Genomic DNA, 12794 nt, shown 5'->3' with positions numbered 1-12794 from the left:
TTATCGAACAAGCATAGACCGCCTCACTTGAGGGCTTTAGCTTCGTCCAATAACGCCTGGATCATCTGTTCCTGAACCTCATAACGACCTTCGCCAAAGTGGGTGTAACGCAGTTGCCCGTCGGCGTCGAACAGGTAATGGGCAGGCCAGTACTGGTTGTCGAAGCTGCGCCAGATCGCGCAGTGGTTGTCGACAGCCACCGGGTAAGTGATACCCAGCTTGCGCACCTGGTCCTTGACGTTGCTGAGGATGCGCTCGTAGCCGTATTCCGGGGTGTGCACGCCGATCACCACCAAGCCCTCCGGCCCATACTTCTGCGCCCATTGCTTCACATAGGGCAGCGTGTGCTGGCAGTTGATGCAGTCGTAGGTCCAGAAATCCACCAGCACCACTTTGCCCTTCAAGGATTCGCGCGTGAGTTCGGGTGAGTTGAGCCACTCGACCGCGCCGGACAGCGACGGCATCGCGCCCTGCGCGTTAGCCGGTACCGGATCGGCCTTGACCTTGCGCACCCGGTAATCCACCCCCTTGGGAACCTGTTCCAGCATACCTTTTTCCAGGCTGCTGACGCCTTCGGACGACGTACCCGCGAGCAGGGTTTTGTCGGCCCCGGTGGACATCACCACCGCCGCCGCCAGTACCGCCGCCCCAGCCCCACGGCGCAGCCAGCCGGTGACCGGAATCGAGGCCTTGAGCCGGTTGACCAGGCCGCGTCCCGCAACAATCAAGGTGCCCAGCGACAACGCGCTGCCCAAACCATATGCCACCAGCAACACGCTGGTCTGCGCATTGGCGCCTTGCAGCATCGCGCCGGTCAGGATGACGCCCAGGATCGGTCCGGCACACGGCGCCCACAGCAAGCCGGTGGCGACGCCGATCAACAGCGATTTGAGCGCGCCGGACTGTGCACGGTGGTCGGGGTCAATGCGGTTGCCCAACAGCACGAACGGCCGCGCCAACCAGCCGCCAACCCGCGCCGAGATCAAAGAGAGCGCAAACAGCACCATCACCATCAGCGCCCCTTGGCGGCCGGTATTACTGGCCTGTGCCACCCACTCACCGCTGGTCACCGCCAGGCTGGACACCAGCGCGAAGGTCAGGACCATGCCGCCAAGCGTCAGCAGGATGGAAAGGCGGGTTCGACCAACCCCGACGAACAGAAACGGCACCACCGGCAGGATACAAGGGCTGAGGACGGTCAGGATGCCGCCCAGGAATGCGATCAGTAGCATGATGTTCACCTTATGGCCGCAAGCAATCAGTTATCGCCGATGCAACCGTCGCCGAACTTGAGGTAGTCCAGCACCTGGGTCCTGTCGTGGGAGTCCAGGTAGGTCATGCGTGCATTGACCACGCCGCAGGCTGGCGTGGGATCCTGAGTCATGGACACCACCTGCTTGATGTCCAAGTGAGTGCTGTAGTCGTAGGTGTGCGCAGTGACGCTGGCTTCGGCGCGGGCCGACAAGGTGCAGACATTCAGGGCAGCAAACAGGCAGGCGGCGTACATGGCGTTGGTGTTCATGACGTTAGGCTCCAGGGTTCGATGACGAGAGGCGGTGTGCCTCGCTGGAATCCATTAGAAGGCCCGCAGGTATCGCGCCTGTGTCGAAAACCCGTGCGTGTAAATCCCCACGTATCCACGCCGCCCGTCGATACACAGCGATACAAAAAGCCCAAAGGACGACCTGGATCAATAAACCGCCGCTGCCGCTCGGCTACCTTCGCGACCTTTTGCGACCCGTGCCCATGCCTCCCATCCTCGCCCCCGAATTGCTCGCCCCCGCCGGCACCCTGAAAAACATGCGCTACGCCTTCGCCTATGGCGCCGATGCGGTGTACGCCGGCCAACCGCGCTACAGCCTGCGGGTACGCAACAACGAGTTCGACCACGCCAACCTGGCCCTCGGCATCCAGGAAGCTCACGCCCTGGGCAAGCGTTTCTACGTGGTGGTCAACATCGCACCCCACAACGCCAAGTTGAAGACCTTCCTCAAGGACCTGGCCCCGGTGATCGCCATGGGCCCGGATGCACTGATCATGTCCGATCCGGGGCTGATCATGCTGGTGCGCCGGCACTTCCCGCAGATGCCTATCCACTTGTCGGTGCAGGCCAATACGGTCAACTGGGCGAGCGTGGAGTTCTGGCAGCAGCAAGGGATCTGCCGGGTGATCCTGTCACGGGAATTGTCCCTGGAAGAAATCGACGAGATTCGCCAGCAAGTACCGGCCATGGAGCTGGAAGTGTTTGTACACGGCGCCCTGTGCATGGCTTATTCAGGGCGCTGCCTGCTCTCGGGCTATATGAACAAGCGCGATGCCAACCAGGGCACCTGCACCAACGCCTGTCGCTGGAAGTACCAGGCGACCCCGGCGGTGGAAAACGCCACGGGCGATATCGTCCAGGCATTTCAGCCCACGCTGGGCATAGGCGCGCCCACCGACCACGTCTTCCTGCTGCAAGAAGCCAACCGCCCCGATGAACAGATGCCCGCCTTCGAAGACGAGCACGGCACCTACATCATGAACGCCAAGGACCTGCGCGCCGTGCAGCATGTGGAGCGCCTGACCCACATGGGCGTGCATTCGCTGAAGATCGAGGGCCGCACCAAATCGCACTTCTACTGCGCGCGCACCACCCAGGTGTATCGCCAGGCGATCGACGATGCGGTAGCCGGTCGCGCTTTCGACCGCCACCTGATGACCGACCTCGAATCCCTGGCCCAGCGCGGCTACACCGAAGGCTTCCTGCGCCGCCATGTGCACGACGAATACCAGAACTACCAGAACGGCAGTTCGGTGTCGGAGCGCCAGCAATTCGTCGGGGAGCTGACCGGCGAGCGTCGGGGCGAGTTGGCCGAGGTCAAGGTGAAGAACCGTTTTGCCGTGGGCAATCATCTGGAATTAATGACGCCCGCCGGCAACTTTCACTTTGACCTGGCCACCTTGCACAACCTCAAGGGCGAGGCCATCGACGTGGCGCCGGGGGATGGGCACACGGTGTATGTGCCGCTTCCGGCCGAGATGGACGTGCGCTTTGGTTTGCTGATGCGCGACGTCTAACGGGTCGCCACGCAAAACCGGTGGATCGCCGCGCAGGCTTGGCGCAACGAATCCTCATCTAGGGCGTAGGCGATCCGCAGGTACGGGACCAGGCAGTTGCAGGAAATCCAGTGCATCGGAAACCGTGTGGGTGTCGAGTTCAGCCAGGCGTTGAAGCGGGTCGGCAAGGTCGGCAAGTGACATGAGATGAGCCCCTGTTGTGGTCAGGGCTCAAGTCTCACTGAGGGGCGGTGATAGGTATATTCGTATTAACGTTAGGCCAACATACGCTGAAGCTATGGCTGATCAGATCCTGAACTGGCCGACCAGTTGCCCCAAACGCTGACCCAGATCCGCCAGGCTGCGCGAGGTCTGGGCACCCAGTTGGGTCTCATCGGCGACGCTGTCGACCGCCACGGCGATCTGATGCACGCTGCGATTGATCTCTTCGGCCACGGCGGTCTGCTCTTCGGCGGCGCTGGCGATCTGGGCATTCATCGAATTGATGGTGCCGATCAACTGCGCCATGGTGTCCAGGGACGCCCCGGCTTCGTTGGCCTTGGCCGAGGTGCCGTCGCCAGCATCGCTGGAACGGCGCATGGCGTCCACGGCCGCTTCGGTGCCTTTTTGCAGGCGGTCGATCATGCCCTGGATTTCCTGGGTGCTGGTCTGCGTGCGGCTGGCCAGCGCGCGCACTTCATCCGCCACCACCGCAAAACCACGCCCGGCCTCCCCTGCCCGTGCGGCCTCGATCGCGGCGTTGAGCGCCAGCAGGTTGGTCTGTTCAGCAATAGAGCGGATCACGCTGAGCACACTGACGATGGAGGACACGTCCTGCTGCAAGCTGTCGAGGGACACGCCGCTGCTGCGGATGTCGTTCACCAGGGCATGGATCTGCGCGATGCTGCCGTCTACCACGCGCTTGGCGGCCTGGCCTTCGGCATCGGTTTGCTGGGCGGCCACCGAAGCGCCCTGGGCGCTGCGCGCCACTTCTTGCGCGGCGGACGACATCTGGTTGATCGCGGTGGCGACCTGGTCGGTCTCGTGGCGCTGGCGCTCCATGGCCTGCTCGGAGCGCTGGGCCTGATCGGAGACCTGGCTGACCAGACCGGTGAGTTGGGTGGTCATCTCGGTGATCTGGCGCACCAGGCCGTGGATCTTGTCGACAAAACGGTTGAAAGCGCCCGCCAGATCGCCCAGCTCGTCCTGGCTGGTGATGGCCAGGCGGCGGGTCAGGTCGCCCTCCCCGGCGGCGATATCGTCGAGGTTGGCTTTCATCAGGTGCAGCGGGCGCAGGATGGTATTGGCCATGACCATACCGACGGCCGCGATCACCAACAGCACCACCACGGCCACGCCGAGAATGCTCAGCAGCACGCCTTCCATGCGTTTCTCAACCTTGGCTTCGACCACGGCGACCTGGGCCTCGATGCCATCCAGGTTCACCGACGTACCAATGACCATGTCCCATTTGGGCAGGTATTCGGTGTAGCCCATCTTCGGCACCAGTTCGGTCTGCCCCGGCTGGGTCGAGCTGTATTGCAGGTAGTGGGTGCCGTCCTTGCCGACCTTGACCAAGTCACGGTTGACGTACACGCCATTGGGGTCGCGGTTGTCCTTGAAACTCTTGCCGACACCGTCGGGGCTGTTGCCCTTGAACAGGCGGATGGTCTCGGAGTCGTAGCCGAAGAAGTAGCCATCTTTGCCGTAGCGGGTATTGGACAGCAGCTTGACCACCTCGGCACGCGCGGCGGTATCACCGGGGGCAGCCGCGTCGTAGAGCGGTTTGATGGTGGTCATGGCCACTTCGACATAACTTTGCAGAGTGGCCTTGGCATCGTTGAGCAGGCGCTGGCGGGTTTCCTCCACCTCGTTGCGCGCCTGACCCTGCAGGATCCAGACGGTGGTCAGGCTGATGACCACGGCGAACAGCAACACCGGCACTACGGCGAGTGAAAGGACTTTGGCCTTGAGGCTCAGACGCATGGCTTTTCTCTCTTATTAGGCGACTTGAAAAGCTATCGGCCGCACAAGAGATATCTGTAGTCAGCGGGTCAGAGTGTCATTGCCGCCAGCCAGCCGAACGCCAGCAACGGGAGGTTGTAGTGCAGGAACGTCGGCACCACGGTGTCCCAGATGTGGTGGTGCTGGCCGTCGATGTTCAGGCCGGAGGTGGGGCCGAGGGTGGAGTCCGAGGCCGGTGAGCCGGCGTCGCCCAAGGCACCCGCCGTGCCGACGATGCACACGATGGCCACCGGGCTGAAGCCCAGTTGCACGCACAGCGGCACAAAAATCGCCGCCAGGATCGGCACCGTGGAAAACGACGAACCGATGCCCATGGTCACCAGCAAACCCACCAGCAACATCAGCAGCGCGCCCACCCCACGGCTATGGCCGATGAACGCCGCCGAGGTTTCCACCAGCGAACGCACGTCACCGGTGGCCTTGAGCACTTCGGCGAAGCCCGACGAGGCAATCATGATGAAGCCGATCATCGCCATCATCTTCATGCCTTCGGTGAACAGGTCGTCGGTGTCGCGCCAGCGCACGATGCCCGACACCGAGAAGATCAAAAACCCGGCCAGGGCGCCGATGATCATCGAGTCCAGCCACAGTTGGATGATGAACGCCGAGGCAATCGCCACGCCGGCCACCAGCAGGGTCAGCGGGTTGTATTGCACCGCGACCTGTTCGACCCGCTCGATTTTCTCCAGGTCGTACACGCGCTTTTTGCGGTAGCTGACGAACACCGCCACCAGCAGGCCAACCACCATGCCCAGCGCCGGCAGGCTCATGGCGTGAGTGACGTTGACTTGGCTGATATCCACCCCGCTCTTGGCCACGTTAGCCAGCAGGATCTGGTTGAGGAAGATATTGCCGAAGCCCACCGGCAGGAACATGTAGGGCGTGATCAGGCCGAAGGTCATCACACAGGCGATCAGGCGGCGGTCCAGTTGCAGCTTGGTCAGCACGTAGAGCAGCGGCGGCACCAACAGCGGGATGAACGCGATATGGATCGGCAGGATGTTCTGCGAGGCAATCGCCACCACCCACAGCAGGCCAATCAACAGCCATTTGACGTGACTGCCGCCGGTGGCTTCCTGGCGGTCGACCAGCAGCAGCGCCTTGTCGGCCAAGGCGTGGGCCAGGCCGGATTTGGCAATTGCCACGGCGAAAGCGCCGAGCAAGGCGTAGGACAACGCCACAGTTGCACCACCGCCCAAGCCGCCATTGAAGGCTTTGAGCGTGGCGTCGATACCCAGGCCACCGGTAAGGCCACCGACCAGGGCACCGACGATGATGGCGATGACCACATGCACGCGGGACAGGCTGAGCACCAGCATGGTGCCGACCGCGGCAATGACTGCGTTAATCATGGTTACCTCAAGCAGAAACATAAAAAACAGGCATGCCCGCGCCCAGGCGGCCATCGGATGGCAGCCAGCGTGCAGGCTTGAAGGAGGTCTTATTAGAGGGCGCGCACTTTGCAGCAGGTGGGCCCGCATGTCAAAAAACCTGTAGTGAGAATGACTGTTTTAATAAAGAAACCTCTGAAACCGCCGATACAGACCCTCTGTTTGTATTTTAGGTTAAGGATTTCCGATGTCGCTTAGGCAGCTCTCCATTCAATGGAAAATCACCCTGCTCGCCGGCCTGTGCCTGCTGGGGATCGTGACACTGCTGGTGGGTCTTTCGTTGTATCGCATGGCGCAGAGCTCTCAGCAGGTCAAAGCCTCCAGCATGCAGATGCTGGATGAAGCCGCCCAGGCGCGCATCGAGGCGCAGGGTGAAGTGCAAGCGTTGGGCATTCGTCGCCAATTCATGGACGCCTACCAATACGGCCACGGTTTTTCCCGCCAGGTGCTGTTTTTGCGTGAGCAGGCTGAAAAGCGCTTCCTCGACGCCTTCGACACCCGTGAAGACCTGACCCGCCAGGTGAAGGCCGCCCTGCAGGCCAACCCGGACTTGCTCGGTTTATCCCTGGTGTTCGAAGCCAATGCCCTGGACGGCAAGGATGAGTTATTCGCCGGCCAGGCCGAACTGGGCAGTAATGACAAGGGCCGCTTCGCCCTGTACTGGTCACAACCGACGCCGGGCAAGCTGACATCGATGGCGTTGCCGGAAAGCGACATGTCCAATACCCAGCTCAGCCCCAGCGGCGAGAAGGCCAACGCCTGGTTCACCTGCCCGCGTACGACCCTCAAACCCTGCGTGATCGAGCCTTACTTCTACAGGATCGATGGGCAAAACGTGCTGATGACCAGCATCGTCTTCCCGCTGATGGTCAATGGCAACGTCATCGCTTCGTTGTCGGTGGACATCAACCTCAACAGCCTGCAGGCCGTGAGCCAACAGGCCAGCCAGAAGCTGTATGACGGTCAGACCCAAGTCAGCATCCTCAGCCCCACCGGCTTGCTCGCCGGCTACAGTCCGGACGCGAGCAAACTCAGCCAGCGCCTGGACCAGGTCGACACCACCAACGGTGCACAGTTGATCAGCGCCCTGGCCGGCAGTACACAGATCCGCAGCCTGCGCAGCGACCATCAGCTCAAGGTACTGGCACCGTTCGCGCCGATTCCGGAGGGCAAACCGTGGGGCGTGTTGCTGGACGTGCCAGAGAACGTCCTGGTAGCCCCCGCCGAAGCGCTGAAAGCCCAACTGGATGCCGACAATGCCAAGGGCACCCTGCTGGAACTGAGCCTGGGCCTGATTGCAGCCGTGGTCGGCCTGATCCTGGTGTGGCTGATGGCGCGCAGTGTGACCCGGCCGATCCTCGGCGTGGCACACATGCTCGAAGACATCGCCAGCGGCGAAGGCGACCTGACTCGCCGCCTGGCCTACGACAAACAGGATGAGCTGGGCCAACTGGCCGGCTGGTTCAACCGTTTCCTCGACAAGCTGCAACCGATCATCGCCGAGGTGAAACGCTCGGTGCAGGACGCCCGTGGCACCGCCGACCAGTCCGCCGCCATTGCCACGCAAACCAGCGCCGGCATGGAACAGCAGTACCGCCAGGTCGATCAGGTGGCCACCGCCTCCCACGAAATGAGCGCCACCGCCCAGGACGTGGCGCGCAGCGCGGCGCAGGCGGCGCAAGCGGCCCGCGATGCCGACCAGGCGACCCGCGACGGCTTGACCGTGATCGACCGCACCACCGCCAACATCGGCCACCTGGCGGCGGACATGAGCACCGCCATGGCCCAAGTCGAAGGCCTGGCCGCCAATAGCGAGAAGATCGGTTCGGTGCTGGAAGTGATTCGCGGCATCGCCGAGCAGACCAACCTGCTGGCCCTCAACGCCGCCATCGAAGCCGCCCGCGCCGGTGAGGCCGGCCGTGGCTTTGCGGTGGTGGCCGACGAAGTGCGCAACTTGGCGCAACGCACCCAGGAATCGGTGGAAGAAACCCGCCTGGTGATCGAGCAGTTGCAAAGCGGCACGGTCGATGTCGTCGGCGCCATGGGTAACAGCTATCGCCAGGCCCAGGGCAGCGTCGAACAAGTCGGCGAGGCCGTGACTGCCCTGCGTCAGATTGGCGATGCGGTCACAGTGATCAGCGACATGAACCTGCAAATCGCCAGCGCCGCCGAAGAACAAAGCGCGGTGGCCGAGGAGATCAACAGCAACGTGGCGACCATTCGCGATGTGACCGAATCGCTGTCGGAGCAGGCGAATGAGTCGGCCAGGGTGAGCCAGGCGTTGAACAGCCTGGCGAATCAACAACAGGGGTTAATGGACCAGTTCCGCGTCTGAGCGACTGCACGCCACCTGACCTGACGCAGATCAACAGTGGGAGGGGGCTTGCTCCCGATAGCGATGAATCAGTCGATAGAGGCGTTGGCTGAAACACCGCCATCGGGAGCAAGCCCCCTCCCACGGGGTAATTCGATCAGCACTTTCAGCCCACCCAACTCACTTTCGTGCAACTGCAACACCCCGCCCCACACCTCGACAATGTCCCGCACGATCCCCAACCCAAGGCCGTGGCCGTCTATCTGTTCATCCAGGCGCGCGCCACGGCTGAACACCTGGTCACGCTGCGCTTCGGGGATGCCGGGACCGTCATCTTCCACCGCCAACCGGTAGCTGTGCTCAGTCTCGATGATGCCCAGGCGCACATCGGCGTCCGCCCATTTGCAGGCGTTGTCCAACAGATTGCCGAGCAGTTCCAACAGATCTTCACGGTCCCAGGGCAACTGCAGGCCGGGTGCGGCGTGGTAGCTGAGGTCCAGGTGCTCGCCGTGGATCATGGTCAGGGTGGCGAGCAGGCCAGGCAGTTCTTTATCGCAATCGAACAACGCACCGGGCAGGGTTTCACCCGCCAGGCGGGCGCGGTTGAGTTCGCGGTTGAGGCGTTGTTGCACCTGCTCCAACTGGTCACGCAACAGTTTGCTCACCTCAGGACGATCTTTGAGCGCCTCGCTCGATGCCGCGCTCAACAGCACCGCCAACGGGGTTTTGAGCGCGTGGCCAAGGTTGCCGAGGGCATTGCGCGAGCGCTTGAGGCTGTCTTCGGTGTGGGCCAGCAAGTGGTTGATCTGCGCCACCAACGGCTCCAGCTCCAGCGGTACCTGGGTGTCGAGCTGCGAACGTTGGCCCTGCTGCAGTTGGGCGATCTGGTTGCGGGCGGTTTCCAGCGGGCGCAATGCGCGGCGTACGGTGACCCGCTGCAGGACCAACACCAGCAGCAGCGCCGCCAACCCCAGCACCAGGCCGATCTGACGCATCAGGCGGAAGCTTTCACGCACCGGGGTGTAGTCCTGGGCCACGCTGATGGAAATCGACTGGCCGAAGCGTTTGTAGTCCGAACGCAACACCAGCAATTGCTGGCCTTCCGGGCCCAGTTGCAGATTGCCCTTGAGCCCGATCTCGGGCAGGCGCGGCAGTTCCTGGTCCCATAAGGAGCGGGAGCGCCAGTGGGTCTCGGCAAAATCGATGCGGAAGTAGTGCCCGGAAAACGGCCGCTGATAGGCCGGCGACAGGCGTTGTTCATCCAGCTGCACGCCGTTGGGTCCGCGCACCAGAGCCACCAGCAGGTTTTCGGCATCGTTGCGCAGACCGGCTTCCAGGTAGCGCTGCAAACCGGCTTCGAACAACCACAGACTGGTCTGCGCCAGCACCACGCCGACGATCACCATCACACTGATAAGGCCCAGGCTCAGGCGCCGCTGGATCGACCTCATGCAGGGTTGGCGCCAAACCGGTAACCCTGGCCGCGCCGGGTCTCGATCACGCTGCGGCCCAGCTTGCGGCGCAGGTGATTGACGTGCACTTCCAGCACATTGGAATCCCGCTCGGTCTCGCCATCGTACAGGTGCTCGGCCAGGTGGCTTTTCGACAGGATCTGTTCGGGGTGCAGCATGAAATAGCGCAACAGGCGGAATTCGGCGGCGGTCAGCTGGATCTCGGCGCCATCGCGCAACACGCACTGGCGGCCTTCGTCCAAGTGCAGGCCGGCGGCTTGCAACGTGGGCTGGTTAGCCTGGCCATGGGAACGGCGCAACAACGCCTGGATACGCAGGTATAACTCTTCAGGGTGAAAGGGTTTGGCCAGGTAATCGTCCGCGCCGGCCTTGAGCCCTTCGATGCGCTCGGCCCAGGAATCGCGGGCGGTGAGAATCAGCACCGGGATCGCCAACGCGGCGGCACGCCACTGAGCCAGCACCTCAAGCCCAGGCAGGCCGGGCAGGCCAAGGTCGAGAATGATCAGGTCGTAGGGCTCGCTTCGGCCCTGGTAAACGGCATCGCGCCCGTCGGCCAGCCAATCGACGGCATAGCCCTGGCGCTGGAGGCCAGCCAACAGTTCATCGGCCAAGGGTACGTTGTCTTCCACCAGCAGCAGGCGCATCAGTCTTCCTCGTCTTTGATCAGCACACCGGTGCTCGCGTCCAGCTTGATCTCGCGCACCACACCGTCGGTGGTCACCAGTTCCACTTCATAGGCATATTGCCCGTGTTTCTTTTCCAACTCGGCTTCCAGCAGGCGTGAGCCGGGATAGCGCGCCATGGCTTGATGCAACAGCTGTTCGAGCGGCAGGATTATTCCCTGCTGGCGCAGTGCCAAGGCTTCATCCTGATTGAGGTCGCGGGCCGCCAGGCTGGAGCAAAATGCCATGAGCACCAGCGCCACGCGACTGCCGGCGCGTAAATTTACCTTCATTACGTATCCTGATGATTCTTGAGAACCTGCCCGGTGAGCGCGTCCAATTCAACATCCCATTCGATGCCGTGGGCATCTTCCAATTCGACCTCGTAGACGTACTTGCCATAGGCCTCGTCCAGGTCGGTATCCAGCAGTGTCGAACCGGGGTGCAGGGCCAGGGCCGCCGCTTCCAGTTGGTCAAAGGCGACAATAGTAACAGTGGCCGGCACTTTCAGTGGCTTGTCGGGGTCCACGGCTCGGGCCTGGGTCGCCGTGAGAGCGATGATACCGGCGGCAACCAGAGCGGTGAGGCGCGTCATGATAAGTCTCCGTTACAGGATGTTTTCCTACGCCAGCCACCGTACGCGCTGCAACTTAACTGAAACTGAATTGCCACCATGGCAATTCCAGCCCAGGCCTTTTTCCCTCATCCCGCGAGATTTTCTATACTGCCCCGCTCGCTTCAACAGAGACCGGTATGACAGCCATCCACATCAAGTTTCCCGCCCTGACCCTCAAGGCCGGCAAACGCGCCTTTGCCCGGATTCGCGAGCAAGGCCTCAAGCCTGCCGATGTCGGCATCCTGCCCGGCGCGGCCGGTGGCCCCAAGGCGCTGGGCATCCAGGGCCTGGACCTGGCGCTGTTCGGCGACTGGCTGCCCCGCGCACCACGCGAGCGGGCGCTGATCGGCGCGTCCATCGGTTCCTGGCGGTTTGCCAGCGCCTGCCTGCCCGACCCGGTGCAAGGCCTGCTGGACCTTGGCCGCTTATATAACGAACAGCGCTTTGCCAAAGGCGTGACCATGGCCGAAGTCAGCCACAGCTGCCGGCGCATGCTCGACGACCTGCTGGCCGGCCGCGATGCACGGGTGCTGGACAACCCGGACTACCGCCTCAACATCATGGTGGTCAAGAGCCATGGCCTGCTTGCCGATGACCACCGTGGGCGCCTCGGGCTGGGCCTGTCCTCAGTAATCGCCGACAACCTGCGCGGCCGTGCGCGGCTGTCGCGACACTTCGAACGGCTGATCATCCACGACCCGCGCCAGGCCCCGCCCGTGCACCCGCTAAAGGATTTCCCCTCGCGCTTCCTGGCCCTGGAACTGGGCAACCTGCGCCAGGCACTGCTGGCGTCGGGCTCAATCCCGATGGTCATGCAAGGCGTGCGCGACCTGCCCGGCGCAGGCGCTGGCACCTACCGCGACGGTGGCCTGCTGGACTACCACCTCGACCTGCCCTACCACGGCGATGACATCGTGCTGTACCCGCACTTCACCGACCGGGTCATCCCCGGCTGGTTCGACAAGGGCCTGCCGTGGCGGCGCAGCAACCAGCAGGGCCTGCAGGACGTGTTACTGCTGGCGCCATCCAAGGACTACCTCGCCCGCCTGCCCCACGGCAAACTCCCGGACCGCAGCGACTTCAAGCGCTTCATGGGCGACGACCCAAGCCGCAACAAATACTGGCAGACAGCGATGAGCGAAAGCCGGCGGCTAGGGGATGAGTTTCTGGCATTGGCGGATAACGGCGGATTGGGCGAGATACTACAAGTCTTGTAGACGCTGGCTTACCAGCGATAACCAAAGTTATCGGCACAAAACTGTGCAGCCCCTCCAC

12 protein-coding genes and 1 pseudogene are annotated in these 12794 nt (G+C 62.8%); 4 read left to right on the top strand and 9 right to left on the bottom strand.

Annotated features, from left to right (window positions below):
- Positions 1-23: 23 nt before the first annotated feature.
- A complete protein-coding gene (locus AO064_RS29475) occupies positions 24-1232 on the bottom strand; it encodes a cytochrome c biogenesis protein DipZ (RefSeq protein ID WP_064055472.1) in 1209 nt (402 codons plus the stop codon).
- A 26-nt stretch (positions 1233-1258) separates the two neighbouring features.
- Positions 1259-1522, bottom strand: coding sequence for a DUF2790 domain-containing protein (locus AO064_RS29470; RefSeq protein ID WP_064055471.1), 264 nt, complete (start codon positions 1520-1522; stop codon positions 1259-1261).
- Positions 1523-1746: 224 nt separating this feature from the next.
- On the opposite strand from AO064_RS29470, the gene trhP reads away from it, so the two are divergent.
- Positions 1747-3060, top strand: coding sequence for a prephenate-dependent tRNA uridine(34) hydroxylase TrhP (trhP, locus tag AO064_RS29465; protein WP_064055470.1), 1314 nt, complete (start codon positions 1747-1749; stop codon positions 3058-3060).
- Positions 3061-3114: 54 nt separating this feature from the next.
- Here trhP and AO064_RS31550 read toward each other — a convergent pair whose 3' ends face one another.
- The 3 genes from AO064_RS31550 to AO064_RS29450 all read right to left on the bottom strand — a co-directional run bounded on the left by AO064_RS31550 (position 3115) and on the right by AO064_RS29450 (position 6413).
- Positions 3115-3243, bottom strand: coding sequence for a hypothetical protein (locus AO064_RS31550; RefSeq protein ID WP_259640962.1), 129 nt, complete (start codon positions 3241-3243; stop codon positions 3115-3117).
- A 102-nt stretch (positions 3244-3345) separates the two neighbouring features.
- Positions 3346-5025: a methyl-accepting chemotaxis protein gene (locus AO064_RS32045; protein WP_046036845.1), complete on the bottom strand. Its 1680-nt coding sequence runs from the start codon at positions 5023-5025 to the stop codon at positions 3346-3348.
- A 68-nt stretch (positions 5026-5093) separates the two neighbouring features.
- Complete coding sequence (locus AO064_RS29450; RefSeq protein ID WP_162471077.1) at positions 5094-6413, bottom strand: Na+/H+ antiporter family protein; 1320 nt, start codon at positions 6411-6413, stop codon at positions 5094-5096.
- A gap of 229 nt (positions 6414-6642) precedes the next feature.
- On the opposite strand from AO064_RS29450, the pseudogene AO064_RS31965 reads away from it, so the two are divergent.
- Positions 6643-7932, top strand: a pseudogene (locus AO064_RS31965) (methyl-accepting chemotaxis protein); the annotation flags it as partial.
- A gap of 102 nt (positions 7933-8034) precedes the next feature.
- Positions 8035-8790, top strand: a complete 756-nt coding sequence (locus AO064_RS31960; protein ID WP_375232532.1) for a methyl-accepting chemotaxis protein — start codon at positions 8035-8037, stop codon at positions 8788-8790.
- Positions 8791-8858: 68 nt separating this feature from the next.
- Here AO064_RS31960 and AO064_RS29440 read toward each other — a convergent pair whose 3' ends face one another.
- Genes AO064_RS29440 through AO064_RS29425 form a run of 4 tightly spaced genes read right to left on the bottom strand, consistent with a single transcriptional unit; the run spans position 8859 to position 11498 of the window.
- Positions 8859-10220 carry a sensor histidine kinase gene (locus AO064_RS29440; RefSeq protein WP_064055467.1) on the bottom strand — a complete coding sequence of 454 codons (1362 nt, stop codon included), beginning with the start codon at positions 10218-10220 and terminating at the stop codon, positions 8859-8861.
- Entirely contained in the window at positions 10217-10885 is a 669-nt protein-coding gene (locus tag AO064_RS29435) for a response regulator transcription factor (protein WP_046036848.1), read from the bottom strand. The genes AO064_RS29440 and AO064_RS29435 overlap by 4 nt, the downstream gene beginning before the upstream one ends.
- Positions 10885-11196, bottom strand: a complete 312-nt coding sequence (locus tag AO064_RS29430) for a PepSY domain-containing protein (protein ID WP_012723361.1) — start codon at positions 11194-11196, stop codon at positions 10885-10887. Before AO064_RS29430 ends, AO064_RS29435 begins: the two co-directional genes overlap by 1 nt.
- Complete coding sequence (locus AO064_RS29425; protein ID WP_064055466.1) at positions 11196-11498, bottom strand: PepSY domain-containing protein; 303 nt, start codon at positions 11496-11498, stop codon at positions 11196-11198. The genes AO064_RS29430 and AO064_RS29425 overlap by 1 nt, the downstream gene beginning before the upstream one ends.
- A 158-nt stretch (positions 11499-11656) precedes the next feature.
- On the opposite strand from AO064_RS29425, the gene AO064_RS29420 reads away from it, so the two are divergent.
- The gene (locus AO064_RS29420) at positions 11657-12736 is read left to right on the top strand and encodes a hypothetical protein (protein WP_064055465.1); all 1080 of its coding nucleotides are present in this window, start codon (positions 11657-11659) and stop codon (positions 12734-12736) included.
- Positions 12737-12794 lie beyond the last annotated feature (58 nt).

Source organism: Pseudomonas marginalis (genome assembly GCF_001645105.1).
Lineage (GTDB): Bacteria > Pseudomonadota > Gammaproteobacteria > Pseudomonadales > Pseudomonadaceae > Aquipseudomonas > Aquipseudomonas petroselini.
This window is presented reverse-complemented; position numbering and strand designations above follow the sequence as displayed.